Source organism: Rhizobium sp. OAE497, assembly GCF_040546565.1.
Lineage (GTDB): Bacteria > Pseudomonadota > Alphaproteobacteria > Rhizobiales > Rhizobiaceae > Rhizobium.
Map to the genome: position 1 here is coordinate 300,333 of NZ_JBEPOA010000002.1, position 24,360 is coordinate 324,692.

A 24,360-nucleotide genomic window follows, 5' to 3' on the forward strand; every position below is an offset into this window, starting at 1 on the left:
AGACAACCGACATGACCAGGATTCTCGAAGTCACCAATCTCACCAAATCCTTCGGCGCACTCACCGTGGCGAAGGACGTGAGTTTCCATGTCTCGGAAGGCGAAGTGCTTGGCGTGATCGGCCCGAACGGCGCCGGAAAGACGACGCTGTTCGGCATGCTTTCCGGCCATATCAAGCCTTCGTCCGGCATGGTGCGGTTCTGCGGCAAGGACATCACGACGGCGCCGCCGCATCGCCGTGCCAGGCTCGGCATCGGGCGGACCTATCAGGTGCCGAAGCCTTTCGGGCAAATGACCGTCGAGCAGAACCTGCGCGTGGCGGCAACCTTTGCCGGACAGATGGACCAGCGTTCCGCCGACCATTGGGTCGGCGAGACGCTGGCGCTGACCGGGCTTTCGGCGCATGCCGGCATGCTCGCCGGCAGCCTGCCGCTCCTGGTGCGCAAACGCCACGAGCTTGCCCGCGCGCTCGCCATGCGGCCGCGCCTGCTGCTGATCGACGAGGTGGCGGCGGGGCTGACCGAAGAAGAGGTCAGTGCTTTCATCTCCATGGTGAAAAGCGTGCGCTCCCTCGGCATCGCCGTCGTCTGGATCGAGCATGTGATCCGCACGATGCTGACCGCCACCGACCGGCTGATGGTTCTGGCTGGCGGCGAGATCGTCGCCGACGGCAATCCCGACAAGGTCATGGCCCTTCCCGAAACCCGCCGCATCTATCTCGGAGCCTGACGATGTCCGCGACCGGAACCATTCTCGCACTCGACGAAATCTCCGCCTTCTATGGCGAACTGCAGGCACTGTTCGATATCGATCTTGAGCTTCGCCGCGGCGACATCCTGGCGCTGATCGGCGCCAACGGCGCCGGCAAATCGACGCTGCTGCGGACCATCACCGGACTGACGACAGTCGGCGGAAAGACGCGGCTGACCGGCCGCATGCGCTTCGAGGGCCAGGCGATCGAACGCCTGCCGCCCGAGCGCATCGTCGAGCTGGGCATTGCCCTCGTCCCGGAGGGACGGCGGCTGTTTTCGCGCATGAGCGTCGAAGACAATTTGCTCTGCGGCGCCTACCTGCCGGTCTGGCGGCGTAGCGCCCGGCAGAAACTCGACGAAATCTACGATCTCTTCCCAAAGCTTGCGGAACGGCGCCGCCAGATCGTGACGCAAATGTCCGGCGGCGAGCAGCAGATGGTGGCGATCGGCCGGGCGCTGATGACCTCGCCGCGCCTGCTGCTGCTCGATGAAGTCTCGCTCGGGCTTTCGCCTGCCACCGTCGAGGACCTCTACGGCAATCTGCAGCGGCTGCGCGACCGGTTGAGCATCATCCTCGTGGAACAGGATCTGCAGCGGGCGATGACCTTTGCCGGGCGCGCCGCCGTCATGCTGGAGGGCCGCATCGTCCTGTCCGGCGAGACCGCTGCGCTCACCCGCGAGGCGATCACCGCCGCCTATTTCGGCGGCGGCCGCCATTCCCATCCCTCGATCCGCAAATTTGCCCAGGGAGCCCTGTGATCATGACAATGGAGGATTTCTACTGGGCCTGGATCGACCTCGCCAACGGCCTGATGACGGGAGCGACGCTTGGCGGCTATTACGCGCTGATCAGCGTCGGCCTTGCGCTCAGCTTCGGGGTCATGAAGCTCGTCAACCTGTCGCATGGCGACTGGCTGATCCTGGCGGCCTATCTCGCCGTCGTCATTCTCGGGCTCTATCCGGTCTCGCCTTTCTGGGCGCTGCTGCCGCTGGTGCCGGTGATGTTTCTCATCGGCTATGCCCTGCAGCGCGGACTGCTGAACCGCGTCTCGACATTCGCCGTCGAGCGGCGCGGCCTCTCGCCGATCATGGGGATGATGCTGCCGCTGCTGATCACCTTCGGCATCTCGACGGTGCTATCGCAGGCGATGCAGGTGGTGTTCAGCACCAACGCCCAGACGATCCGCAACAGCTATTCCTTCTCGGCGATCGCGCTCAGCGACGATCTCAGCATCTCGACGCTGCGCCTTGGTTTTCTGGTACTTGCCGCCCTGCTGATCGGCGCGTTGGCACTTTTCATGCAGCGCACCCATATCGGCCGGGCGATCCGGGCGACATCGGATGATGCCGAAATCGCCGCACTGATGGGGATGCGTACCGCCCATGTCTATGGCGTTGCGGCCGGGCTGTCGCTGATGTTTGCCGCCTTCGCGGGGTTCATGATCGGCATGTCGCGCTCCTTCCAGCCGTTCGATGGCCCTCCCTACCTGCTGACCGCCTTCGGCGTCGTCGTCATCGGCGGGCTCGGATCGCTCGGCGGCTGCTTCCTCGGCGGCATCGCGCTTGGCATCACCCAGGTTCTGGCCGGCACCTATTTCGGGCCGGCGGCGCAGCAGCTCGCCGGCTACCTGCTCATTCTTCTCGTACTCGCAGCACGCCCCCAGGGGCTCTTCAAGCGATAGGACCGGCACCCATGGACATCTCCAGTTCCCCCGCCATCGGCTCGCCTCCGGCAACCGCCAGCCTTGCCAGACCGGCGCCGCGGCTGATCGCAGTATTCGCTTTGCTCGCCGCCTTGACGCTCGTTCCCGTAGCAACCGGCGCCGACAGCTATGTCGTCCACCTGCTGATGTCGGTCTTCATCTTCGCGACGCTCGGCCATGCCTGGAACCTGATGGCCGGGTTCGGCGGCATGCTCTCCTTCGGCCAGCAGGTATTCATCGGCCTTGCCGGCTTTTCCGAAGCCATCCTGATCTACTACGCCGCCGCACCCATGGCGGCGGTCTGGATCTTTGCCGGCCTCGTGCCGCTGGCTTTTGCCATGCTGCTCGTCGTGCCGATGGGCTTCAAACGGCCGGTGAGGCGATCCTGGGCGCTCGGCGCCGCCCTCTGTCTTGCCGTTGGATATGAGATCGCCGTGACGCTGTGGCCTGAGCTCGATCTCTTCGGCGACGCCTTCACCCGCCGCGCCTCACTGCTGCTCTTCCTGTTTCTCGGCGCCCTGCCGCTCCTGCGGCTTCGCGGGGCGCATTTCGCCATCGCCACCTGGCTGATCGCCGAATCCGTCGCAACGATCTTCAACGGCTGGCCGCTTGCAGGCGCGGGCGGCGGCATGCAGATCAATGCCGGTGTCGATGCGCTGACGCTCTATTATCTGGCGCTCGGCCTCGCCGCCGCCGTCACGCTCGGCATCTTCCTCTCGATGCGCTCGACCTACGGGCTGGCGCTGATGGCGGTGCGCGACGACGAGGAAGCGGCCGAAAGCAGCGGCATCGACGTGATGCGCATCAAGACCGCGATCTTCCTGATCGGTGCCTTCGTGACCGGGCTCGCGGCCGGGCTCTATTTCATGGACGCGATGATCATCACGCCGGCATCCGGCTTCTCGATCTCCTGGGCGTCCTACGTCGTCTTCGTCGCCGTGGCCGGCGGCATGGGAACCGTCTCCGGCCCGCTGATCGGCGCTGTCCTCTTCGTCATCGTCGATCGCATCCTCGGCCAGATGTCCGGCCAAGGCCAGCTGGGGGTGCTCGGGCTGATATCGATCGCCCTGATGCTGTTTCTGCCGCAGGGGCTCGCCGGCCTTCTCGATCGGCGTGGCGGGCATCGCCCCGCCCTCACCCGATCGCTACAGCAACCATCCACCTCAGGAGAAGCGCAATGACACAGTTGTTTTCAGGCTACGAGACCCAGGCCGCGCTGGATGCCGCCTATGACGTCGAGGCCTCCGTTCCCGATTTCATGATCTATGCGCGCCGCTTCATGGAAGACAGCGCGGCCGCCGAAGCGGCCATCGACGACAAGCAGCTCGGTATCGCCTACGGCCCGACGCTGATGGAGCATCTCGATCTCTACCGTCCCTCGCCTTCTCCGAAGAAGGCGCCGATCTTCGTCTTCGTTCACGGCGGCTACTGGAAATCGCTGACCTCACGGGTCTTCTCCATGGTGGCGCCCGGACCGGTCGCGGCGGGTGCCTGTGTCGTCAACGTCACCTACGATCTCTGCCCCACCGTCGAAATCGGCGAGATCGTCCGCCAGGTCAGGGCCGCCGTCGCCTGGACCTACAGGAATGCCGAATCTTTCGGCGGCGATCCCGACAGGATCGTTGTCGGCGGGCATTCTGCGGGCGGCCACCTGACGGCCACCACGCTGCTGACCGACTGGTCGCGCTACGGCCTGCCTGACGACACGGTGAAGGCCGGTTTTGCGATCAGCGGCCTGTTCGACCTGACACCGCTTGCCGGCAGCTTCCTGCAGCCGTCGCTGAGGCTGACGCCGACAACGATCCAGAACGACAGCCCGCTGTTGAATGTCCGCAAGCTCGCCGCACCGCTTGCGCTGACCTGGGGCGATGCGGATCCGGAGGCTTTTGCCGGGCAGTCCCGGCGTTTCGAAGAGGCCTGGCAAGCCAGCGGCAATCGCTCCAGCAGCTTCGTCCTGCCGAATGCAAACCACTTCGAAGTGCTGGAAGGTTTCAAGACGCGCGACGGAATAATGACCCGCACCGTCATGGATCTCATCGACGGAAAGCTACCGCATTGAAAAGGTTGAGGCAGGTGCGGCCGGGCGGCGGATCATCCTGAAACACACCCTGTCAGTATTTACGGGATGTTCACCATGCCAGCCGCATCGGCCTTCGCAGGCCATGATTGCCGGTTAAGTGTCTAGCGAAACTCGATCCCGAGTCGCTTCAGACATAGGAACCTCATGGGCTATCTGACATCCGATGTTCAATCGCTCCTGCACGAGCTCGATCTGTTCGCAGCCGACCTTTCGAATCTGACGAAATCGGTCGAGGTGACGGCGCTCGAGCTTCGCTTTGCCATGCTGCGGGCGATGATCGAGGATAGCCTGGGCATCAACTCGTCGAACGACAATGCGGCGTCGGAAAGCCTGGACGGAGCCGGTCATGCGAGCTGACCGGATGAAAATGCGCGCCTCGCTTGCCCGCATCCACGCCGACGCCCGGCACATGCCGCTGACGCAGCTGTCGCTCGAGACGGCCGCCTTCATCGCCGAGCTGGAGCGTGTCGCGATATCGCTGCCGGGCATGACCGATATCGGCAAACGCGACGAGCTGACCAAGGTCTGCGAGGCGGGGTTCGAGCTGTCGGGAAAGCTCGACGACGGGACGCCGGCAGCGGGTGAATTCGAGGATGCCATTACCGGATTGGGCATCATGCAGGCGAGCGATAGCGAGCTGCTGGAAGCGATCGTCGGTGTCGCGCAATCGGCTCTCGCCCTGCTGACGGCCAGGGATGGCCGCGCGGACGGGGCGCTCTAGTCAGCCGCGCCACGTCAGGGGCCACCTATTCGATAACCGCCAGACGCGCCCCGAATTTTTCGGCGAGCGCCCGGCATTCGGCGCAATCGAGCATCAGCTCTCCCATCACAACCTTGGCGCCGCGATGCTCGCAGGCGGCCTTTTCCAGGCTGGCCACATGCAGGATCGCGTTGCCGAGCAGCATGTTGCACGGGCTTTCCTCGAGATCGTCGCCATGCACATTGTGAAGATGGACGCCCGAGACCGTCGCCAGCCAGTCGCGCTTCATCAGAACTTCTTCGTCGTCGACCACTGCACTATCCTCCTTGAGCAACCGGACGATCGCAGACGTCAGCCGTGGCGCTTGAAATACTGCACCTCGCGCTTATGCTTCTCGGCCGCCTCGCGGCTCTTGAACGTCCCGAGATTGCGCCGTTTGTGGGTCTTCGGATCGACCTTGCGGGAATAAAGCCGGTATTCGCCGGATTTCAGCTTGCGGATCATGGTCATCTCCTCTGCATTCCATAAATTCGCGGAATGGCCTCCCGGTTCCCGACTACGGCATGGACAACCGCTTAGCGCCTCCTTAATCATGCTGCGAATGCGGAGATTTCCGGCTTTGACGCCGTGACGGTGTACTCTGTATGGTTTTCCTGTCTTGGTTGAGGGCTGGACATGAGTACACGCCGTTGGGAAATGCCGGTTCTGGTCGCCTGCAAGCGAACGGGCGACATGCATATCGTGGCGACGACAGCAGAGGCGCTGGCCATCCTGCTGAACGCATGGCCGGTTTCGACCGGCCGCGCCTTCATGGAAGCACTGCAGATCTGCTCGGATGTCGAGGCCGGGCTGCGCACGCCGCTGGAAGCGAGGCTGAGCTTCATCTCCGCCGCCTCCGAGGCAGGCGTCCCGATCGAAGCGCCTGCCGTCGTTTAGCGTTTAGTGCCGAACGGACAGCGCGCTTCGGACCACAAGATGCGTCACCTCGTCCTGGTTCTCTGGCACAGCAGGTCTTGATCGCGTTCTCATTTCGAGAATAGAAGAGCCTCGACAGTTGAGATGCCTGGCCGATGCGGCGGTTTATTCCCTATCACCGTTGATCCCCTTAGCGGCTTCAAGGACCTGCTCCTTGCCGCGCCATCCGCCTCCCCGGCACAGATTTCTCACTGAAGACAGCAATTCATCTGACAGGCCGATCCATGCCCCCTAAAGGACCGCGCGACGCAGCGAGCAAGCGCTCCCTATCATCCAGGCTCTTCCACCCCATGCTGGCGGGCGCGACGCTTCGCGACCGGCTTCTTGCCTGCCTCGGGGCGCTGGTGGCGATCGCGCTCACCGGCCTTATGTGCGGATTGCTGTTTGGCGAAGGATCGCATCTGCCGCTGATCGTTGCGCCGATGGGCGCCTCCGCCGTGCTGCTCTTTGCCGTGCCGGCGAGCCCGCTGGCGCAGCCCTGGTCGATCATCGGCGGCAATACCATCTCGGCGATCATGGGCGTTGCCGCCGCCAGCCTGATCAAGGATCCGATCATCGCCACCGGCGTCGGCGTGTCCCTGGCGATCGCCGCCATGTCCTTCACCCGCTGCCTGCATCCGCCGGGCGGTGCTGCGGCTTTGACGGCCGTTCTCGGCGGACCTGTCGTCGCCAGTTGGGGAATGCTGTTTCCCTTCGTGCCGGTGGCGCTGAACTCCTGCCTGCTGGTGGCGATCGGCCTGCTGTTCCACAAGCTGTCGCGCCACAACTATCCGCATGTTGCCGCCGCCCCTGTGAACACGCACCTGACGGCCGATCCGCCGGCAGCCGAGCGCACCGGATTTCGCGACGAGGATATCGATGCGGCGCTCGCCGCCTTGAACGAAGTCTTCGACATCGATCGCGCCGATCTCGGCCGCGTGCTGCGCCGCGTCGAATTCGAGGCCGTTGCCCGCTCGAACGCCGAAATCACCTGCGCCGACATCATGTCGCGCGACGTCATCGCCATCGATTTCGATGGTACCGTCGAGCAGGCCCGATGGCTGCTCCTCCACCACAATATCCGCACGCTGCCGGTCAGGGACGCCGAGAGGCGGCTGATCGGAACGGTCGGCCTGCGCGAAATCGCGCTCCTGCCGGGCTCACTGGAGGGTCAGATTTCGGAAGCGGTCACCGCGCGCGCCGAAGACCGGGCCTTCGATCTCCTGCCGCTTCTGACCGATGGCCGCACCCATGCCGTCATCATCGTCGACGGCAACAGTCATATCCTCGGGCTGATCTCGCAAACAGATCTGCTGAGCGCCGTCGCCCGGTCGCTTCCGAAGAAAGAGGGACCGCCTATCTCAGCGCAACGTAGCTGAGCAGGCAGGCGACCGACAAAGCGGCCGTCATCCGCGGATTGTCCTGATCGAAGACCAGCGCCACCAGAAGGCCACCGCCGATGGCGACGGCCGCATACCACAGTCCCCGATCGGAAACCGCCAGCGCGAGCGCCGCCAGAAACACCGCACTCGCCACCATCGTCACCGGCGAGGACTGCTCAGCAATCTCGCCTTTCGCAAGATATGGCAGGCTGAACCGGCGCAGGCTGAGGCCAAGTGCTGCGGCAAGAAGCAGGCAGGTTATCGCAAGGTTGAACATGGGCACCCATCGATCTGTCGATATCAGATCGAAGCAAGCGCCGTGCCACCCCTCTAATCCCGGTGTTTTCCGCCTTTGGCGGCCGGAGGCTGACTATTTCGCCAGCAGGGCGCGCCTTTTTTCGGCAGGCGAGCCTCCACTGCGAGCGTGAGCCTTACCTGTCGTGCAGATGTTTCTTCAGAAACGAGCGGGTTCGATCCTGCGCCGGATTCTGGAAGATCTGTTGCGGCGTCCCTTCCTCGACGACGACACCGCCGTCCATGAAGACGATCCGGTCAGCGACTTCGCCGGCGAAGCGCATTTCATGGGTCACGATCAACATCGTCATGTGCTCGGCAGCGAGCTGTTTCATCACGGCGTTGACCTCATCCACCAGCTCGGGATCCAGCGCCGATGTCGCCTCGTCGAAAAGCATCACCTTCGGCTGCATGGCCAGTGCTCTGGCAATGGCCACGCGTTGCTTCTGGCCACCCGACAGGCGGGACGGATATTCATCGATCTTGTCCGCAAGGCCGACCTTCGACAGCAGACCGAGCGCGAGCTCCCGGGCCACCTGCTTCGAAAGGCCTTTGAGCTTGATCGGCCCAAGCGCAATATTCTCGAAAACCGTCAGATGCGGGAACAGATTGAAGTGCTGGAATACCATGCCCATCTGCTGGCGCACGGCATTGATATGCTTCTCGAAGGCTTGCCCCTTAAGCGGCCTGTTCACCTGCTCGCCGTCCAGCCAGATCTCTCCGGCGTTGAGCAATTCGAGCTGATTGATCGATCGCAGAAGCGTGCTTTTTCCTGACCCGCTGGGGCCGATGATCGCGATGATCTGGCCCCGCGACACAGAGAGGTCGATACCCTTGAGGACCTCCAGCGGCCCATATGCCTTCCGGGCACCTTTGACCTCGACCATAAGCTTTGCGGTGCTCACCGTGACATCTCCACCTTGATTTCAAGAAATTGCAGGCCGGCTTCGAGAACAAGATTGGCCGCGTAATAGATGGCGGCGACAGTCAGGTAGAATTCGAACGGGCTGTAGGTCTCGCTGATAGCGAGCTGTGCGCTGTAGACCAGTTCGGCAATGCCGATGATGGAGACCAGCGATGTGTCCTTCAGGAGAACGATCAGGTTGTTTCCGATGGGTGCAATCGTCCGGCGCAGCGCCTGTGGGACGATAACGTAGCGCTGTGCCTGACCGCGGCTGAGCCCGATCGAACGGGCGCCTTCCATTTGTCCTGCGTCGACAGACAATATTCCGGCTCTGAAGACGTCGGCATTATAGACGGCAAAATGCAGGCTTAGGCCGATGATACCGGCGCCGATCGCCGGAATGTCGATGCCGACCTGCACCAGACCGTAATAGATCAGATAGAGCTGCAGAAGCAGCGGCGTTCCCATGAGAAGCCAGGTCAGAAAGCGAACCGGCAAGGCCCAGAACCACGGGGCGTAAAGCAGCACGAGCGCAAAGCCGATGCCGAAGGTAAGGCTCAGTATGCTTGAGCCGACGAACATGACGAGTGTCCACCACAAGCCGGTCGCAAGAAGCCCGGCATAGGGTGTAACGATGGAGAAATCCAGATTCTGCATATCGGCGTCCTCACCTTGCCGCGAAACGCTGATCAAGGCGATCGACGACCAACCGGACCGCATAGACCATGACGATGTAAAGCACCGCGGATACCGAGAAGATTTCGAACGGCTTGTAGGTTGAGCTGATGAACCGCTGGGCGGTGTAAGTCAGCTCCACGACGGAGATCGATGACACCAAGGCAGATCCCTTGATCAGCCCCACGGCGTTCACGCCGAGCGGTCTGATCATCAACCGCGCCGCCTGGGGCAGCACCACGAGCCTGAGTGTTGCAGCCCGCCCAAATCCGATCGATCGGGCGGCTTCCGACTGGCCACGATCGACATTCTCGATGGCTCCGCGGATGGATTCGGCCATGTACGCGGCAATGTTCAGGCCGAGGCCGATCACGCCGGCGACGAAAGGGTCAAGCTCCAGGCCCATTTGCGGTCCGCCAAAGTAGATGACGAAGAGCTGAACCAGGCAGGGCGTGCCGCGGAACACACTGACATAGAGCCTCGAGAGGCACCGGACAGCAAGAAAATCGGAAAGCCGGAGAGCGACCAGCGCGATCGCGACCAGGAATCCGAGCAGAAGTGAAAGACAAGATATCTGCACCGTCACCCACGCAGCCTCCAAAAAGAAGGGGAGGACGCGCTGCATAAGCGCCAAATCCATAGAAACGCTCCGAAAAGTCGAATGGTCAGGGCCGGAATTGATCCGGCCCTTATCGGGATCAGCGGATGTCGCGGCCAATCCACTGCATCGAGATCTTTTCGTAGGCGCCGTCCGCCTGCATGTCCTCAAGGACCTTTTGCATCTTGGCCTTGAGCTCAGGATTGTTCTTGCGGATCGCAATACCGAGAGCTTCGCGGCCACCTTCGATGTTCGGGGTATCGAGGATGCGAACCTTCTGGCCCGTTTCCTTGACGGCGACCATGACGGGGATGCTGTCCATGACGAGCGCATCGATGCGTCCGGCATCAAGGTCGACGAGCATTTCGGGAAGACCCTTGTAGGTGCGCACGGTCAGATTGCCCTGGGCTCGCGCCCACTTGTCGTGGGAATCGCCGAGCGTGACGCCGACGGTCTTGCCGGCGAGCTCTTCAAGCTTCTGGATCGGCGAGTCCGCCTTGACGACGATCGTGCGGCCGGCGTGGTAGTAAGGTCCGACAAAGTCGACTGCTTTTTCGCGCTCGGGAGTGATCGTCATGGACGCGACGATTGCGTCATATTTCTTGGCCAGAAGGCCGGCGATGATGCCGTCGAATGGCGTCGTGACGATCTTCGCCTTGACGCCCATGCGCTCTGCCATGGCCTCGCTGATCGAGGCGTCAAAGCCAACGATCTCGTTCTTGTCGTTCGCGAAGCTGAACGGCGGATACTGGCCGCTCATCGCAACGCGAAGGTCGCCTGAATCCTGAATCGTCTTCAGTTCGTCGGCCGATGCCGGCGACGTTGAAAATGCGGCTGCAACCGCGATAGCGGCGACCGCGATGAAACTTTTAAACCTATGATTGGGCACGTCATATCTCCTCTGGGATTATTTTATTTCGTTCTTGTGGGTCTCACCGGGCAACCGTCACCCGAAGAGTTTTGCATGGCGGTTTTCCATGGGCATCCGGCAAGATGTCAGTCGGGCTGACACATTGCCGGAAACGACCGGCACTTTGCCGGCCGATGCTATGGGCGCGATGCAACGTCCCGGCACCGGCCAAGCGGTGCAGGGATAGGCTGGATTCTCCGCTCTATTTCAGGGCTGCTTCGAAGCTCGCGCTCAACACGTCGAGCAGGTGGTCGGCATTGGCCTGCGAAAAGACCATCGGCGGACGCATCTTCAGGACGTTGTCGTGCGGCCCTTCCGTTCCCATCAGGATCCCACGTTCGCGCGCCCCGTCGTTGATCTTCCTTGCCAGGTCCGTGGCCGGAGCTTTCGTCTTGCGATCAACGACCAGTTCGATACCAAGGAACAGCCCCAGCCCGCGCACGTCGCCGATGATGTCGAAGCGCTGCTGCATCTTGCGGAAGCCATCGAGCAGATAGTTGCCGACGCTGAGAGCATTCTCCCGCAGGCGGTCGCGCTCGATCGCATTCAGCACGGCGAGCCCGATCGCACACGACACCGGATTTCCGGCGAACGTATTGAAATACTCCATGCCGTTGTTGAAGCTGTCCGCCACTTCGCGTGTCGTCACCACGGCCGACATCGGGTGACCATTGCCGATCGGCTTGCCCATCGAGACGATGTCGGGAACAACATCCTGCGTTTCAAACGCCCACCAGTGGCTTCCGACCCGGCCAAAGCCCACCTGGACCTCATCGGCCAGGCAAAGGCCGCCTGCCGCCCGGACCATGGCATAGACTTCCTTGAGATAGCCGTCCGGCAAGAAGACCTGACCGGCGACGCTCGGAATGGATTCCGCAATGAAGAAGCCCGGGGAGCGCCCATCTCTGCGCATCGCTTCGATATGATCCGCAACGCTCTGGGCGAAACGCTTGGCGTGCTCCGCATGGGGCCAGCTTTCGGGTGCGTGGTAGCTGTCTGGAATGACCGCTTCATAGACGTGGTCGGGCCGTCCCTTGCCGCCCTTGCGCTTATACTTGTAGGCACTGAGATCGATCAGTTCCTGCGTCGTGCCGTGATAGGCCCAGTCGAGGACAATAGCCTCGTTGTGGCCCGTATGATTGCGCGCCATGCGCAGCATCAGGCTATTGGCTTCGCTGCCCGAGCAAGCGAAGGAAGCAACAGCGAGGCCCGCGGGCAGCGTTGCCGTCAGCCGTTCGGCATATTCAACGATGTTGTCGTGAAGATAGCGCGTATTGGTGTTGAGCACGGCTGCCTGACGTGAGACCGCCTCGACGACATCCGGATGGCTATGGCCGAGATGGCATACGTTGTTGAAGCAATCGAGATAGGCGCGGCCGAAATTGTCGATCAGCCACGCGCCTTCACCACGCACGAACTTGATCGGCTCGGAATAGGAAATCGACAGGTTGGGAAGCAGAAGTTCCCGACGCTTGGAAATGATTTCTTCCCTCGTTCGCCCGGTCTGACCGAATGCTTCCGGCGGAATCTTGGCGAGCGCCGCGACATCGGGAAAGAGGTCTTCCCAGACGTCGAGATAGGCAGCCTCGCCGACGCCGATGATCTCGGCCGCGGTCAATTCGGTATCTGATGATACCTGGAAGTGGAGATGGGGCGTCCAGCCGCCATTCTCGCCGATGCCGCCCATGTAGCCGACGAGATCACCGGCCTCCAGCCGATCGCCGGGCTTGAGGCGTTCGAGGGCTTCATGGGCCATATGCCCCCAAAGCGTGTTGAAGGGCGGGCATCCTTCCGGCCGGTGCTCAAGCAGGACCAAGCCGCCGTAGCCGAGAGGTTCGCGCTCGACCTCGACGCTCTTCACGGTCGCCGCAAGGGGGGTAAAGAGCGGCGTTTGCGCCGGCATGAACAGATCGACGCCGAGATGGTGAATTCGCCGCTTGCCTTCGATGAAGCGCGATTCAAAGGCCTTGTCTGTGTAGACGGTTCTCGCCTCGCCCCAGGGGCCGATACCGAGAGTGACCTTGTGGCGTGCCGAGAAGTCGTCCCACCATTTTGTCGCCTCTTCGGGACGCTGCTCCGCCGAGGCAACGGTCATCACATGTGCGGGATCGCCATAAGGCACGATTGCCTTGGTCATCTGCGCCGCCGCAGGGCGAACGACATCCGCGAACGACTTGCTATTGTCAGAAATCCAGCGGCGCACCGCGCCGGCACCCTCGATGGCATCGAAGCCGCAGGCTTTCCGGAGGATCGCTGTCGCAAGGCGCGGGTTCATCGCATCCATCTTTTCAAGCAATCGCCAGGCCGGTGCCTCGCTGATTGCCAGGTACGGATTGTCACCGGTCTGCTCGTGACGCGACGCGGAGAAGGTCACGCTGGTGACGAGGCGCATTGCGATCAGGTTGAACAGGACGTCGATTTCCTCCGCCTGAAGCGGATAACGCTCATGGAATCCCGCAGCGAGAGCAGCGGCCGCGCCGATCGGGTCTTCCATATCGAGAATGGCGTAGGCACAGGCAATGGCGACTTCGGCGATGAGGACCGTGTGGACGGCATCGCCGAAATCGATGACGCCGGAAATCCGCTGATGGTCGTTCTCGTCGACGAGGATGTTCCAATCGTTGGCGTCGTTGTGGATGACCTGTGACCGCAGACGCGAGAGCTTCGGCTCGACCTTGTTTTCGAAGGTCGCGATAAATCGCTCGAGGATCGCCCGGCGGCTCTCGTCCCTGATAAAGTGGAGACGCTGACGCGCGCGCTTGGCATGACGCAGATCCCAATCCAGATCGCGCAGGGCGCCGGGATGAATGAAGCCTTGAAGAGCACGGTCCAGCTCGCCCAGCGAGCGGCCAAAACTACGCATGAGCTCGGTCGTCCTGCCGACCTCCGCAAGCGGCGTGCCGGCCAGCCAGCCGACGAGCCGCACGGCATGTGCCTCGCCATTGGCAGCAACCGTGCTGGCCAGAAAATCGCCCGCGCGGCTCTCCTTGAGGTGCGGCACCATGAGGTCCGGTGCTGCCCGGCCGAGATGATGAAGAAGAGCGGTCTGGAACTCGCTTTCGATCTTTGGTTCGGTCGAGTTGACGATCTTCAGGATCCAGCCGGCGTCGATCTCCGTCTTGATGCGGTAGTTGCGATCACGCTCGCTATCAAGAGGCGAAGCGGTTCCCTCAACCCCGAATATATCCTTGGCGAGACGTTCCGCATCATCAGGAGAAAACTGTGGCGCCGGATGGGAAAGATCGGTCATAGTCGTTGTTTTTCCAAGCTATTTCTTATTCGAACAACTTGGCATGCAATGTGTTTTGAGGCATCAAGTAAGCTGTCGGATCAAACCGGCATATTGTCGGGATGGGCCGACATATGTCCGGTCCTGAGGAGGATGGGCATGCGTGAGCTCGACGTCAAAGATCGAGAGATACTCCAGATCCTGTCCAAGGAAGCGCGTATCGCTCTGAAGACTTTGGCCGGAAGAATCGGGCTGTCGCGCAGCGCGACGAGCGAGCGTGTTACGAATCTCGAGCGCAGCGGCATTATCAGGGGCTATCGCGCCGACATTGGTGAGATCGACGCCAATGTCATCCGGGCGATCTTGCTGGTCAGCCTGAAGCGGACGCCCGCCCTCGGTCTGCTCGATCTGCTTGCCCGCAATACGCAGGTTCGCCGTGTTTCCTCGGTCAGCGGTCAGCTCGACCTTATAATAGAGTTGGAAGCAGCCTCGATCGACGATCTCAATCGTATCCGCGATATGATCGCCAGCCACGAGACCGTCGACGACATCACCACGGCGGTCGTGCTGCGCCGGGATATCGATCGCGAGACGCGCTAGTCGTCAGACAGCGCTACTCCGCGCGGGCCACGCTTGCGGCCACCGGCTCATCCGCGCCCACTTCCGACAAAAGCCAGCTTTGGAACTCCTCCGCCACGGGATGGCTCTGCTTTTCCTCGGGGCGGACGACGTAGTAGGCGTTTTCGGTGCGCATCGTCGTCGGCAGCAGCGGGGTGAGGAGGCCGGAGCGCAGTTCTTCCTCGATCAGGTAGGTCGGCAGCAGGGCGGCGCCGAGGCCGGATATGGCGGCCGAGACCATCATCGAGAACTGGTCGAAACGCAGGCCGTGATAGGCGTTTTCGATGCCGAGTTCCTGCAGGCGGGAGAAATCGGACCACAGCTTCGGGCGGGTGGTCAGATGCAGAAGCGGCATCTGCGTGAAGTCCGGGCGGCCGTCGACTCGGTACCGCTTGGCGAGCTCGGCGCTTGCGGCCGGGATCACGGTTTCGTCGCAGAGGAAGACCGGAGTGCCGCCCGCCCAGACCGGCAGGCCGTAATGGATGGCGAGATCGAAGCTGTCTTCCATGAAGCTGAACGGCTTCGAGCGGGATTCGATCGTCAGCGACACATCGGGGCAACGCGCCAGAAAGCGGCCGAGCCGCGGCACCAGCCATTTCGCCCCGAATGTCGGCAGGGTCGCGACCTTCAGCGTGGCGCGCATGCGTCCGGCGGCGGCCGCATCGATCATCAGCCGCTCTGAGCGCGACAGAAGATCCCGGACCTCCGGAAGCAGCCGGCGCCCGGCCTCCGACAGGATGACCCGCTGGCGTATCCGTTCGAACAGCTTCAGCCCCGTCTGCTTTTCGAGATCGGCGATCTGGCGGCTGATGGCGCTCTGCGTCAGGTTCAGCTCCTCGGCGGCGCGCGAAAAATTTCCATGCCGTGCGGCGCATTCGAAAGCCTGCAACGTGACGATGTCGGGAACCAGGCTTCTGCGCATGTCATTCCGTTTCGGCATCAAGTTAGGTGTAGATTTCACAACACGAGACTATATGGACGGAATATAGTGCATTTCGAGCATGAAGTCCTATCGTTTTCGAAGGTTGAGCAAAATGACGAAGCACATCACGTCGAGCGAAATCCGGTCGTCCTTTTCCGCGGCCATGTCGGCCATGTACCGCACCGAGGTTCCCGCTTACGGAACGCTGATGGACCTGGTCGCCCGCGTCAATGACGAGGCCCTCTCCGCCGAGCCGGAACTCAAGACGCGCCTTGAAGCGACCGACAATCTGGAGCGCATTTCCGAGGAACGCCACGGCGCGATCCGTCTCGGAACGGCTGAAGAACTGGCGATGATGCGTCGCGTCTTTGCCGTCATGGGCATGTATCCGGTCGGCTATTACGATCTCTCGACTGCAGGCGTTCCGGTTCATTCGACCGCCTTCCGGCCGGTCGGCGACGCCGCGCTGAAGCGCAATCCCTTCCGCGTCTTCACCTCGCTGCTCCGCCTTGATCTCATTGCCGACGCTGAGCTGCGCGAGGAAGCGGCAAAGATCCTGGCGACCCGCCGCATCTTCACCGATGAGGCGATCGAGCTGACGAAGAAAGCCGAAGAGAACGGCGGGCTGACCAAGGACGATGCCGATCGTTTCGTGGCTGCCGTGCTCGAAACCTTCCGCTGGCACGACAAGGCGATCGTCGATGTCGCGATGTACCATCGTCTGCATGACGCGCACCGCCTGATTGCCGACGTCGTCTCCTTCAAGGGTCCGCATATCAATCACCTGACGCCGCGCACGCTCGATATCGACAAGGTGCAGAGCCTGATGCCCAACTACGGCATTGCGCCGAAGGCCGTTGTGGAGGGTCCGCCGACCCGGCGCTGCGCCATTCTGCTGCGCCAGACATCGTTCAAGGCGCTCGAAGAAGCCGTCGCCTTTTCAGATGGCAAGGGCGGCTGGCAGACCGGCTCGCATACAGCGCGTTTCGGCGAGATCGAACAGCGCGGCATTGCGCTGACGCCGAAGGGCCGCGGCCTCTACGACCAGCTTCTGGAACAGTCGCGCAAGGTCGTGCGCCCGGCGGCCGACGGTTCGAATGCCGATGCCTACGAGGCAGCGCTTGCCGCCACCTTCGAGGCCTTCCCCGATGACTGGGCGGCGATCCGCGCCGAAGGGCTCGGCTATTTCAGCTATTCGCTGACCGAGAAGGGCATGAAGGCATCGACGGATGCGGCCGACATCGAAACGCTGATTTCGGACGGTCTCGTCCAGTTCGACCCGATCGTCTACGAAGACTTCCTGCCGGTCAGCGCCGCCGGGATTTTCCAATCCAATCTCGGCGACGGCGCGCAACAGGAATTCGTCGCCAGCCCCAACCAGCAGCGCTTCGAGACCGATCTCGGCGCCAAGGTTCTCAACGAATTCGATCACTATGCAGGGATCGAGCAAGCATCAATCGACGAATGCCTTTCGAGGCTCTCGCGCCGCCCCGCGGCTCAGTAATCGTCAACACACGGCAGCAATCCGCACAGGAGTCCGGCACATGAACATTTCCGTAAAGTCCTCTTCCGTCCTCGACGAAGCACACGCCATTCTCGATCGCCTCGGCGTCGACAAGTCTGCCTATACCGATGGCAGCATGGTTTCCTTCTCGCCCATCACCGGCGAGAAGATCGGCAAGCTGAAGACCGTCGACGCGAAGGGTGCAGCCGCCGCGATCGAAGAGGCGCATGCCGCCTTCCAGACCTGGCGCCTGACGCCCGCTCCGAAGCGCGGCGAACTCGTGCGTCTTCTCGGCGAGGAATTGCGCGCCGCCAAGGCCGATCTCGGCCGCCTCGTCTCGATCGAGGCCGGCAAGATCCCGTCTGAAGGTCTCGGCGAAGTGCAGGAAATGATCGACATCTGCGATTACGCAGTCGGTCTGTCGCGCCAGCTTTACGGCCTGACGATCGCCACCGAACGTCCCGGCCACCGGATGATGGAAACCTGGCACCCGCTCGGCGTCGTCGGCATCATCTCCGCCTTCAATTTCCCGGTTGCCGTCTGGTCCTGGAATGCCGCACTGGCTCTCGTCTGCGGCAACAGCGTCGTCTGGAAGCCGTCGGAAAAGACGCCCCTGACGGCGCTCGCATCGCAGGCCATTCTGGAGCGCGCCCTGAAGCGCTTCGGCGACGCGCCGGCCGGCCTGTCGCAGGTCATCATCGGCGGCCGCGAGATCGGCGAAGCACTCGTCGACCACAAAAACGTCGCGCTGGTCTCGGCGACGGGCTCCACCCGCATGGGCCGTGAAGTCGGTCCGCGCCTTGCCAAGCGCTTTGCCCGTTCTATCCTCGAACTCGGCGGCAACAACGGCGGCATCGTCTGCCCGTCGGCCGATCTCGACATGGCGCTGCGCGCCATCGCCTTCGGTGCCATGGGCACCGCCGGTCAGCGCTGCACGACGCTTCGCCGCCTCTTCGTCCACGACAGCGTTTATGAAGAGCTCGTTCCGCGCCTGAAAAAGGCCTATGCCAGCGTCTCCGTCGGCAACCCGCTCGACAGCGCAGCTCTCGTCGGCCCGCTCGTCGACAAGGCCGCTTATGACGGCATGCAGAAGGCGCTCGGCGAAGCCCGCGCGCATGGCGGCAACGTCCATGGCGGCGACCGTGTCGATCTCGGCCATCCCGATGCCTATTACGTCAAGCCGGCGCTGGTCGAAATGCCGAAGCATGAAGGTCCGGTTTTCGAAGAAACCTTCGCGCCGATCCTCTATGTCATGAAATACTCCGATTTCGACGCCGTCATTGCCGATCACAATGCGGTCGGTGCCGGCCTCTCCTCGTCGATCTTCACGCTCGACATGCGTGAGGCAGAGCGCTTCCTTGCCGCCGACGGTTCGGATTGCGGTATCGCCAACGTCAATATCGGCACATCCGGCGCCGAAATCGGCGGGGCATTCGGCGGCGAAAAGGAAACCGGCGGCGGCCGCGAATCCGGCTCGGACGCCTGGCGCGCCTACATGCGCCGTGCGACCAACACGATCAACTATTCGAAGGCCCTGCCTTTGGCACAGGGCGTGTCCTTCGACATCGCATAAGGTAGACCTCTGATGACGGTTTCAGCGAAAATCGAGGAGGCGGGCTTCCGGCCCGCTTCGCGGATCGCCTCGGTCGGCGTTTCGAAGATCCTGCAGATCGGCGCGAAGGCCGCCGCCATGAAGCGTGATGGCCTTCCGGTCATCATTCTCGGCGCCGGCGAGCCCGATTTCGATACGCCCGACAACGTCAAGGATGCCGCCAAGCGGGCGATTGATGCCGGGGAGACGAAATATACCGCTCTCGACGGCACACCGGCCCTGAAGAAGGCGATCGTCGAGAAGTTCCGCCGTGAGAACGGCGTCGACTATACGACCGAGGAAGTGACGGTTGCTACTGGCGCCAAGCAGATCCTGTTCAACGCCTTCATGGCGAGCATCGATCCGGGCGACGAGGTGATCATCCCGACCCCCTACTGGACGTCCTATTCCGATATCGTCGAGATCTGCGGCGGCGTTTCCGTGCTCATCCCCTGCGATGCAAAGGCGGGATTCCGCCTGCAGGCCGAGCAGCTGGAAAAGGCGATCACGCCGAAGACCCGCTGGGTGCTGCTCAACTCGCCGTCCAACCCGTCGGGTGCTGCCTATAGCGCCGAAGACTACCGCCCGCTGCTCGACGTGCTTCTGCGCCATCAGCATGTCTGGCTGATGGTCGACGACATGTACGAGCACATCGTCTATGACGATTTCGCCTTCGTGACGCCGGTTGCCATCGAGCCGCGGCTGAAGGAGCGCACGCTGACCATCAATGGCGTGTCGAAGGCCTATGCGATGACCGGCTGGCGCATCGGCTATGCCGGTGGCCCCAAGGCGCTGATCAAGGCCATGGCGGTTATCCAGAGCCAGGCCACCTCCTGCCCCTCCTCCGTCAGCCAGGCGGCCTCCGTCGAGGCGCTGAACGGGCCGCAGGATTTCCTGAAGGGCCGGCGCGACAGCTTCCGCCAGCGGCGCGATCTCGTCGTCTCCCGGCTGAACGCGATCGACGGCCTGGAATGCCGCGCGCCGGAAGGCGCCTTCTACACCTTTTCGGGATGTGCGGGCGTTCTCGGCAAGACGACGCCGAAGGGCAAGAGGCTGGAAGCCGATCAGGATTTCACCGATTACCTGCTCGAAGAGGCGCATGTCGCGGTGGTTCCGGGATCGGCGTTCGGACTTTCGCCCTACTTCCGGATTTCCTACGCGACATCGGAAGCGGAGCTCGTCGAGGCCCTCGACCGCATCGAGCGCGCCTGCGCCGCATTGCGGACCTGATAGGATTCCGGCACCACTCGGCAATGATCCCACGTCTTCGCTCCGATCATGGTCAGCAGCCATCACATCCCGGCTTCTTCGAACGTCTCGTCGAAGCCGGGTTTGCTGGCGACGTGGAAACGAGCGCTGCCTCGCGCACGGTTTCGGCGACCGATAATTCGATCTACCAGATCGTGCCGTCCGGCATCCTGTTTCCGAAGGGTGTCGATGATCTGAAGGTGATCGCCAGCGTCCTCTCGGAACCTCGCTTCCAGAAGATCGCGATCGCACCCCGCGGCGGTGGCACCGGCACCAATGGCCAATCGCTGACCTCAGGCGTGGTGGTCGACTGTTCCCGGCATATGAACCGCATTCTGGAGATCGATCCCACAAGACGGGTCGCCCGCGTCCAGGCCGGTGTCGTCAAGGACCAGCTGAACCGGGCGCTGAAGCCCTACGGCCTCTTCTTCGCACCTGAGCTATCGACCTCGAACCGCGCGACGATCGGCGGCATGGTCTCGACGGATGCCTGCGGCCAGGGCTCCTGCCTCTATGGCAAGACCTCCAATCACGTGCTCGGCCTGCATATCGTCCTGACCGACGGTTCGGAATGGTGGTCGCGACCGATGGATGATGCGGAGCTTGCCGGCATCATGGCGCAGCAGGACCGCATCGGCGACATCCACCGCACGGTGGAGACAATCGCGCGGGAAAAGCGCGAGCGCATCGCCGCGGTGTTTCCGAAGCTCAACCGTTATATGACCGGTTACGACCTCGCCCATATCCGCCGCGAGGACGGCCGTTTTGACCTGAACGCCATCCTTTGCGGTTCGGAAGGCACGCTGGCGATGATTGCCGAGGCGGAGCTGAACCTCCTGCCGATCCCGGCAAAGGCCGCACTCGTCAATATCCGCTATGGCGACTTCAACGCGGCGCTCGAGGATGCCCGCAGCCTGACGGCGCTGAAGGTCGCCTCGGTCGAGACCGTCGACGAAAAGGTTCTCGGTCTCGCCCGGAAGGACATTGTCTGGACCGGCATCGCCGGCTTCTTTCCGGAGGGTGACGCGGTTGCGGCAAACGGCATCAACATCGTCGAGGTGCTTGCCGATGATGCAGCCGGGCTCGAAGAGAAACTAGCGGCACTGACGCAAACGCTCGATCGGGGGCAGGATGCCGGACGGCTCGGCTACACGGTTGCCCGCGATCCCCAGGATATCGAGGCGATCTGGACGATGCGCAAGCGCGCCGTCGGCCTGCTCGGCAATGTCGATGGCCCCATCAGGCCGGTTGCCTTCGTCGAGGACACGGCGGTGCCGCCGGAGAATCTCGCGGCCTATATCCGCGAGTTCCGCGCGCTGCTCGACGATGCCGGCGTCTCCTACGGCATGTTCGGCCATGTCGATGCCGGCGTGCTCCACGTCCGCCCGGCGCTCGATCTCACCCGCGAGGATCATGTGCCGATGGTGCGCCGGATCAGCGATGCCGTGGTGGCGCTGACGCGCAAGCATGGCGGCGTCTTGTGGGGCGAGCATGGCAAGGGTGTGCGCTCCGAATACGTGCCCGAATTCTTCGGTGATCTCTATCCCGACCTCCAGGACATCAAGCGCGCCTTCGACCCGGAAAACCGGCTCAATCCCGGCAAGATCGCCGCGCCGTCTTCGGCCCCCGCCCCTCTCCTGAAGATCGACGAGGTGCCGTTGCGCGGTGCATCCGACCGGGTGATCGGCAACGAGATCCGCGCCGCTTTCGACAATGCCGCCTATTGCAACGGCAACGGCGCCTGTTTCGATTTCGACGAGACGAGCCCGATGTGCCCCTCCTACAAGGCCACGCGTGACAGGCGGTTCTCGCCTAAGGGCCGCGCCATGCTGATGCGGGAATGGCTGCGGCTGCTTGCCGACAAGGGTATCGATCCCCGCAAGGAAGCCGGACGTCTGCGGAGCGGCAACTCGTTTGCCCGTCTTCCGGCGCGCCTCTTCAACAGCCTCAATCCCAAAAACCGCGCCGACTTTTCCCATGAGGTGCGCGAGGCGATGGACAGCTGCCTCGCCTGCAAGGCCTGCGCCGGGCAATGTCCCGTGAAGGTCAGCGTCCCCGCCTTCCGCTCCAAGTTCCTGGAGCTCTACTATGGCCGCTACCTGCGGCCGCTGAAGGACCCGCTCGTCTCGGCAATCGAGACCACTCTGCCGTGGATGAGAAGAGTTAGGCCGCTCTACAATCTCGCCGCCGGAACGGCTCTCGGCCAGCGCCTGATGCGGACCGCCGGCCTGACATCGCTTCCATTGCTGCCGAAGACGTCACTGCAGACGGCGGCAAGCCGTCTCGGCATCGCCAATGCGGACCCCGAGGCCCTTGCCAAGCTCTCCGCCGCCGAGCGGCAGGCCATCGTCGTCTTCGTGCCGGATGCCTTCACGGCGTCTTTCGAGCCCGACGTGGTGATCGCCGCAATCAAGCTGGCGCAGAAGATGGGGCTTTCGCCGCTGCTTGCCGCATCGCATGTCAACGGCAAGGCGCTGCATGTTCACGGCTATCTCGGCCAGTTCGAGAAGGCTGCCCTCAAGACCGCGAACCATTTGCAGCGGCTCGCGGAGACCGGCGTGACGCTTGTCGGCCTCGATCCCTCCATGACGCTCGCCTTCCGCAGCGAATACAAGGGCACCGCACTCTCCGCACCGGTGCTGCTGCCGCAGGAATGGCTGACCGCCAATCTCGAGCGGCTGGCGAAAAACATCACGACGCCCTCCGGCAAGCGCTTCCAGCTGCTGCCGCATTGCACCGAACGCAGCAATGCTCCGGCCTCGACGGCACAGTGGAAAGCCGTCTTCGACGCCGTCCAGATCAAGCTTGAAACCATCCAGGCCGGATGCTGCGGCATGGCCGGAACTTTCGGCCACGAGACCTGCAACCGCGCCGTCTCGGAACAGCTCTATGCGATGAGCTGGGCCGGCCCCATCGCCGCCTCGTCGGATGACACTGTCGTCATGGCGACCGGCTATTCCTGCCGCTCGCAGGCAAAGGCGATCGATGCCATCCGCCCGCCTCACCCGCTCGAAATTCTCAGCCAGTTGGTCAACTAGGCAACAAAAAACGCCCGATCGCTTTCGCGGCCGGGCGTTCTTACCTGCTCAGCGCAGAATTACATCGCCTGCTTCAGGCGCATCGCTTCCGGATCATAGACCCGGCCGAAGCGGCTGTTCAGGAAGTCGGCCAGGGTGATCTCCTCCTGGCGAACGAAGCCCTTCTGCGGGAGCTTGCCGTCTGCGAGGAGATCGAGAACCGTGGTGATGCCGGCTGCCGTGGTGATCTGGATCGCGCTCATCTTCTTGCCGGCGACGACGCCTGCATAGACCTTGTTCGCGTAGGTCTCCTGCATGTAGCGGCCATCCTTCCAGCCACAGACGGTGACGAAGATCACGACAACGTCCTGCATGGTGGCCGGAAGTGCGTTCTCGAAGAGGTCCTTCAGGACGTCACGGCGGTTCTTCAGGTTGAGGTCGTTCAGCAGCGCCTTGATGATTGCCTGATGGCCGGGATAGCGGATCGTGCGATAGTTCATGGTCCGCACGCGGCCTTCGAGCGACTTCGCCAGCGTGCCGAGGCCGCCGGACGTGTTGAAGGCTTCGTAGGTGACGCCATCGAGCGAGAACTCTTCGCGCTCTTCCATCGCCGGAACCGTGACGAGCTTGCCTTCGACGACAGCTTCGCAGGGCTCGATATATTCGTTGATCAGCCCGTCCGTGCTCCAGGTCAGGTTATAGTTCAGAGCATTCGACGGATATTGCGGCAGGGCGCCGACGCGCATGCGAACGCTGTCGAGCGTGTCGAAACGGGTGGCAAGCTCATTGGCGACGATCGAGATGAAGCCCGGCGCCAGGCCGCATTGCGGAATGAAGGCGACATCGGCACCGTTCGCAAGCTCTTCGACCTTCTTGGTCGTGGCGACGTCTTCGGTGAGATCGAGATAGTGGACGGAAGCTGCGAGCGCTGCTTCGGCAACCTTGCCGGTCAGGTTGAAGGGGGCGGCCGAGAGAACGGCGAACTTGCCCTTGAGGACGGCGACCAGCGCGGCGCTATCGGTGATGTCGACGGCTGCGGTCGAGATCGCCGGATGGCGGTCGATCTTCGAAAGCTGCTTCTCGTCGCGATCGGTGACCACGACCTTGTAGTCACCCGTCTCCGCCAGCATCAGCGCAATCGCTCCGCCGATCTTGCCAGCACCGATAACCACTATTTCCTTCATATAAATCCCCTGGGGTTTGCCTATAAGATTTTTATAAGTTTGCCGCCGAGGCAGGACGATTCATAGCGACATTATGAGCAATATGACGTAGATAAT

At 62.6% G+C, this 24,360-nt stretch carries 24 protein-coding genes; 14 read left to right on the forward strand and 10 right to left on the reverse strand.

Translation table 11 applies throughout. From position 1 onward, the window contains the following. Positions 1 to 11: 11 nt before the first annotated feature. From ABIE40_RS20930 to ABIE40_RS20960, 7 genes are all read left to right on the forward strand, one after another. Positions 12 to 728, forward strand: a complete 717-nt coding sequence (locus tag ABIE40_RS20930; RefSeq protein WP_112714547.1) for an ABC transporter ATP-binding protein — start codon at positions 12 to 14, stop codon at positions 726 to 728. Positions 729 to 730: 2 nt separating this feature from the next. Continuing rightward, on the forward strand, positions 731 to 1,510 hold the full coding sequence (locus ABIE40_RS20935) for an ABC transporter ATP-binding protein (protein ID WP_199625591.1): 780 nt from the start codon (positions 731 to 733) through the stop codon (positions 1,508 to 1,510). Between the two features lie 2 nt (positions 1,511 to 1,512). Further along, positions 1,513 to 2,433, forward strand: coding sequence for a branched-chain amino acid ABC transporter permease (locus tag ABIE40_RS20940; RefSeq protein WP_199625592.1), 921 nt, complete (start codon positions 1,513 to 1,515; stop codon positions 2,431 to 2,433). Positions 2,434 to 2,444: 11 nt separating this feature from the next. After that, complete coding sequence (locus ABIE40_RS20945) at positions 2,445 to 3,635, forward strand: branched-chain amino acid ABC transporter permease (protein ID WP_354541097.1); 1,191 nt, start codon at positions 2,445 to 2,447, stop codon at positions 3,633 to 3,635. Beyond that, the gene (locus ABIE40_RS20950; RefSeq protein WP_199625594.1) at positions 3,632 to 4,513 is read left to right on the forward strand and encodes an alpha/beta hydrolase; all 882 of its coding nucleotides are present in this window, start codon (positions 3,632 to 3,634) and stop codon (positions 4,511 to 4,513) included. The genes ABIE40_RS20945 and ABIE40_RS20950 overlap by 4 nt, the downstream gene beginning before the upstream one ends. A 165-nt stretch (positions 4,514 to 4,678) precedes the next feature. Beyond that, entirely contained in the window at positions 4,679 to 4,891 is a 213-nt protein-coding gene (locus tag ABIE40_RS20955; protein ID WP_112714557.1) for a hypothetical protein, read from the forward strand. Then, on the forward strand, positions 4,881 to 5,255 hold the full coding sequence (locus ABIE40_RS20960) for a hypothetical protein (RefSeq protein ID WP_199625595.1): 375 nt from the start codon (positions 4,881 to 4,883) through the stop codon (positions 5,253 to 5,255). The genes ABIE40_RS20955 and ABIE40_RS20960 overlap by 11 nt, the downstream gene beginning before the upstream one ends. Positions 5,256 to 5,280: 25 nt before the next feature. Here ABIE40_RS20960 and ABIE40_RS20965 read toward each other — a convergent pair whose 3' ends face one another. Both ABIE40_RS20965 and ABIE40_RS20970 read right to left on the reverse strand, forming a co-directional pair. After that, on the reverse strand, positions 5,281 to 5,547 hold the full coding sequence (locus ABIE40_RS20965) for a hypothetical protein (protein WP_246777582.1): 267 nt from the start codon (positions 5,545 to 5,547) through the stop codon (positions 5,281 to 5,283). A gap of 38 nt (positions 5,548 to 5,585) precedes the next feature. Then, positions 5,586 to 5,738 carry a hypothetical protein gene (locus tag ABIE40_RS20970; RefSeq protein WP_199625596.1) on the reverse strand — a complete coding sequence of 51 codons (153 nt, stop codon included), beginning with the start codon at positions 5,736 to 5,738 and terminating at the stop codon, positions 5,586 to 5,588. Positions 5,739 to 5,909: 171 nt separating this feature from the next. On the opposite strand from ABIE40_RS20970, the gene ABIE40_RS20975 reads away from it, so the two are divergent. Further along, positions 5,910 to 6,170 carry a DUF982 domain-containing protein gene (locus tag ABIE40_RS20975; RefSeq protein WP_199625597.1) on the forward strand — a complete coding sequence of 87 codons (261 nt, stop codon included), beginning with the start codon at positions 5,910 to 5,912 and terminating at the stop codon, positions 6,168 to 6,170. A 263-nt stretch (positions 6,171 to 6,433) separates the two neighbouring features. Continuing rightward, the gene (locus ABIE40_RS20980) at positions 6,434 to 7,567 is read left to right on the forward strand and encodes an HPP family protein (RefSeq protein ID WP_199625598.1); all 1,134 of its coding nucleotides are present in this window, start codon (positions 6,434 to 6,436) and stop codon (positions 7,565 to 7,567) included. Here the strand turns inward: ABIE40_RS20980 and ABIE40_RS20985 are convergent. The 6 genes from ABIE40_RS20985 to ABIE40_RS21010 form a co-directional block, all read right to left on the reverse strand. Beyond that, entirely contained in the window at positions 7,545 to 7,847 is a 303-nt protein-coding gene (locus tag ABIE40_RS20985; protein ID WP_112714567.1) for a hypothetical protein, read from the reverse strand. The two genes, ABIE40_RS20980 and ABIE40_RS20985, sit on opposite strands and share 23 nt — an antisense overlap. A gap of 154 nt (positions 7,848 to 8,001) precedes the next feature. Continuing rightward, positions 8,002 to 8,751 carry an amino acid ABC transporter ATP-binding protein gene (locus tag ABIE40_RS20990; protein ID WP_199625893.1) on the reverse strand — a complete coding sequence of 250 codons (750 nt, stop codon included), beginning with the start codon at positions 8,749 to 8,751 and terminating at the stop codon, positions 8,002 to 8,004. Between the two features lie 14 nt (positions 8,752 to 8,765). Beyond that, positions 8,766 to 9,425 (reverse strand): amino acid ABC transporter permease, encoded by a 660-nt coding sequence (locus ABIE40_RS20995; RefSeq protein WP_199625599.1) that lies wholly within the window; start codon positions 9,423 to 9,425, stop codon positions 8,766 to 8,768. A 10-nt stretch (positions 9,426 to 9,435) separates the two neighbouring features. After that, the gene (locus tag ABIE40_RS21000) at positions 9,436 to 10,083 is read right to left on the reverse strand and encodes an amino acid ABC transporter permease (RefSeq protein ID WP_112714571.1); all 648 of its coding nucleotides are present in this window, start codon (positions 10,081 to 10,083) and stop codon (positions 9,436 to 9,438) included. Positions 10,084 to 10,141: 58 nt separating this feature from the next. Beyond that, positions 10,142 to 10,930 (reverse strand): ABC transporter substrate-binding protein, encoded by a 789-nt coding sequence (locus ABIE40_RS21005; protein ID WP_130280343.1) that lies wholly within the window; start codon positions 10,928 to 10,930, stop codon positions 10,142 to 10,144. 223 nt (positions 10,931 to 11,153) lie between these two features. Then, the gene (locus ABIE40_RS21010; protein WP_199625600.1) at positions 11,154 to 14,201 is read right to left on the reverse strand and encodes an aminotransferase class III-fold pyridoxal phosphate-dependent enzyme; all 3,048 of its coding nucleotides are present in this window, start codon (positions 14,199 to 14,201) and stop codon (positions 11,154 to 11,156) included. A gap of 138 nt (positions 14,202 to 14,339) precedes the next feature. Between ABIE40_RS21010 and ABIE40_RS21015 the strand changes: the two genes are divergently transcribed. Further along, positions 14,340 to 14,780 carry an Lrp/AsnC family transcriptional regulator gene (locus tag ABIE40_RS21015; RefSeq protein ID WP_112714577.1) on the forward strand — a complete coding sequence of 147 codons (441 nt, stop codon included), beginning with the start codon at positions 14,340 to 14,342 and terminating at the stop codon, positions 14,778 to 14,780. Between the two features lie 13 nt (positions 14,781 to 14,793). Here the strand turns inward: ABIE40_RS21015 and ABIE40_RS21020 are convergent, their stop codons facing one another. Further along, positions 14,794 to 15,720 carry a LysR family transcriptional regulator gene (locus tag ABIE40_RS21020; protein ID WP_199625601.1) on the reverse strand — a complete coding sequence of 309 codons (927 nt, stop codon included), beginning with the start codon at positions 15,718 to 15,720 and terminating at the stop codon, positions 14,794 to 14,796. A 112-nt stretch (positions 15,721 to 15,832) separates the two neighbouring features. Here ABIE40_RS21020 and hglS point away from each other — a divergent pair, with 112 nt between their 5' ends. Genes hglS through ydiJ form a run of 4 tightly spaced genes read left to right on the forward strand, consistent with a single transcriptional unit; the run spans position 15,833 to position 23,101 of the window. Further along, positions 15,833 to 17,224: a 2-oxoadipate dioxygenase/decarboxylase HglS gene (gene hglS, locus ABIE40_RS21025; RefSeq protein WP_199625602.1), complete on the forward strand. Its 1,392-nt coding sequence runs from the start codon at positions 15,833 to 15,835 to the stop codon at positions 17,222 to 17,224. Positions 17,225 to 17,264: 40 nt separating this feature from the next. Beyond that, the gene (amaB, locus tag ABIE40_RS21030; protein WP_112714583.1) at positions 17,265 to 18,797 is read left to right on the forward strand and encodes an L-piperidine-6-carboxylate dehydrogenase; all 1,533 of its coding nucleotides are present in this window, start codon (positions 17,265 to 17,267) and stop codon (positions 18,795 to 18,797) included. A gap of 12 nt (positions 18,798 to 18,809) precedes the next feature. After that, on the forward strand, positions 18,810 to 20,045 hold the full coding sequence (locus ABIE40_RS21035) for a pyridoxal phosphate-dependent aminotransferase (protein WP_199625603.1): 1,236 nt from the start codon (positions 18,810 to 18,812) through the stop codon (positions 20,043 to 20,045). 23 nt (positions 20,046 to 20,068) lie between these two features. Next, on the forward strand, positions 20,069 to 23,101 hold the full coding sequence (gene ydiJ, locus ABIE40_RS21040; RefSeq protein ID WP_199625604.1) for a D-2-hydroxyglutarate dehydrogenase YdiJ: 3,033 nt from the start codon (positions 20,069 to 20,071) through the stop codon (positions 23,099 to 23,101). A gap of 59 nt (positions 23,102 to 23,160) precedes the next feature. Here the strand turns inward: ydiJ and ABIE40_RS21045 are convergent, their stop codons facing one another. Then, positions 23,161 to 24,264: a saccharopine dehydrogenase family protein gene (locus ABIE40_RS21045; RefSeq protein ID WP_199625605.1), complete on the reverse strand. Its 1,104-nt coding sequence runs from the start codon at positions 24,262 to 24,264 to the stop codon at positions 23,161 to 23,163. Positions 24,265 to 24,360: the final 96 nt, after the last annotated feature.

Excerpts from the sequence above, each read along its gene's own strand:
- ABIE40_RS21010 (WP_199625600.1), bottom strand. The coding sequence starts at position 14,201 with ATGACCGATCTTTCCCATCCGGCGCCACAGTTTTCTCCTGATGATGCG.
- ABIE40_RS21000 (WP_112714571.1), bottom strand. The coding sequence starts at position 10,083 with ATGGATTTGGCGCTTATGCAGCGCGTCCTCCCCTTCTTTTTGGAGGCT.
- ABIE40_RS20955 (WP_112714557.1), top strand. The coding sequence starts at position 4,679 with ATGGGCTATCTGACATCCGATGTTCAATCGCTCCTGCACGAGCTCGAT.
- ABIE40_RS20970 (WP_199625596.1), bottom strand. The coding sequence starts at position 5,738 with ATGATCCGCAAGCTGAAATCCGGCGAATACCGGCTTTATTCCCGCAAG.
- ABIE40_RS21020 (WP_199625601.1), bottom strand. The coding sequence starts at position 15,720 with ATGCGCAGAAGCCTGGTTCCCGACATCGTCACGTTGCAGGCTTTCGAA.
- hglS (WP_199625602.1), top strand. The coding sequence starts at position 15,833 with ATGACGAAGCACATCACGTCGAGCGAAATCCGGTCGTCCTTTTCCGCG.
- ABIE40_RS20930 (WP_112714547.1), top strand. The coding sequence starts at position 12 with ATGACCAGGATTCTCGAAGTCACCAATCTCACCAAATCCTTCGGCGCA.
- ABIE40_RS20995 (WP_199625599.1), bottom strand. The coding sequence starts at position 9,425 with ATGCAGAATCTGGATTTCTCCATCGTTACACCCTATGCCGGGCTTCTT.
- ABIE40_RS20980 (WP_199625598.1), top strand. The coding sequence starts at position 6,434 with ATGCCCCCTAAAGGACCGCGCGACGCAGCGAGCAAGCGCTCCCTATCA.
- ABIE40_RS20985 (WP_112714567.1), bottom strand. The coding sequence starts at position 7,847 with ATGTTCAACCTTGCGATAACCTGCCTGCTTCTTGCCGCAGCACTTGGC.
- ydiJ (WP_199625604.1), top strand. The coding sequence starts at position 20,069 with ATGATCCCACGTCTTCGCTCCGATCATGGTCAGCAGCCATCACATCCC.
- ABIE40_RS20935 (WP_199625591.1), top strand. The coding sequence starts at position 731 with ATGTCCGCGACCGGAACCATTCTCGCACTCGACGAAATCTCCGCCTTC.
- ABIE40_RS20990 (WP_199625893.1), bottom strand. The coding sequence starts at position 8,751 with ATGGTCGAGGTCAAAGGTGCCCGGAAGGCATATGGGCCGCTGGAGGTC.
- ABIE40_RS20940 (WP_199625592.1), top strand. The coding sequence starts at position 1,513 with ATGACAATGGAGGATTTCTACTGGGCCTGGATCGACCTCGCCAACGGC.
- amaB (WP_112714583.1), top strand. The coding sequence starts at position 17,265 with ATGAACATTTCCGTAAAGTCCTCTTCCGTCCTCGACGAAGCACACGCC.
- ABIE40_RS21045 (WP_199625605.1), bottom strand. The coding sequence starts at position 24,264 with ATGAAGGAAATAGTGGTTATCGGTGCTGGCAAGATCGGCGGAGCGATT.
- ABIE40_RS20960 (WP_199625595.1), top strand. The coding sequence starts at position 4,881 with ATGCGAGCTGACCGGATGAAAATGCGCGCCTCGCTTGCCCGCATCCAC.
- ABIE40_RS20950 (WP_199625594.1), top strand. The coding sequence starts at position 3,632 with ATGACACAGTTGTTTTCAGGCTACGAGACCCAGGCCGCGCTGGATGCC.
- ABIE40_RS21015 (WP_112714577.1), top strand. The coding sequence starts at position 14,340 with ATGCGTGAGCTCGACGTCAAAGATCGAGAGATACTCCAGATCCTGTCC.
- ABIE40_RS20945 (WP_354541097.1), top strand. The coding sequence starts at position 2,445 with ATGGACATCTCCAGTTCCCCCGCCATCGGCTCGCCTCCGGCAACCGCC.
- ABIE40_RS20975 (WP_199625597.1), top strand. The coding sequence starts at position 5,910 with ATGAGTACACGCCGTTGGGAAATGCCGGTTCTGGTCGCCTGCAAGCGA.
- ABIE40_RS21035 (WP_199625603.1), top strand. The coding sequence starts at position 18,810 with ATGACGGTTTCAGCGAAAATCGAGGAGGCGGGCTTCCGGCCCGCTTCG.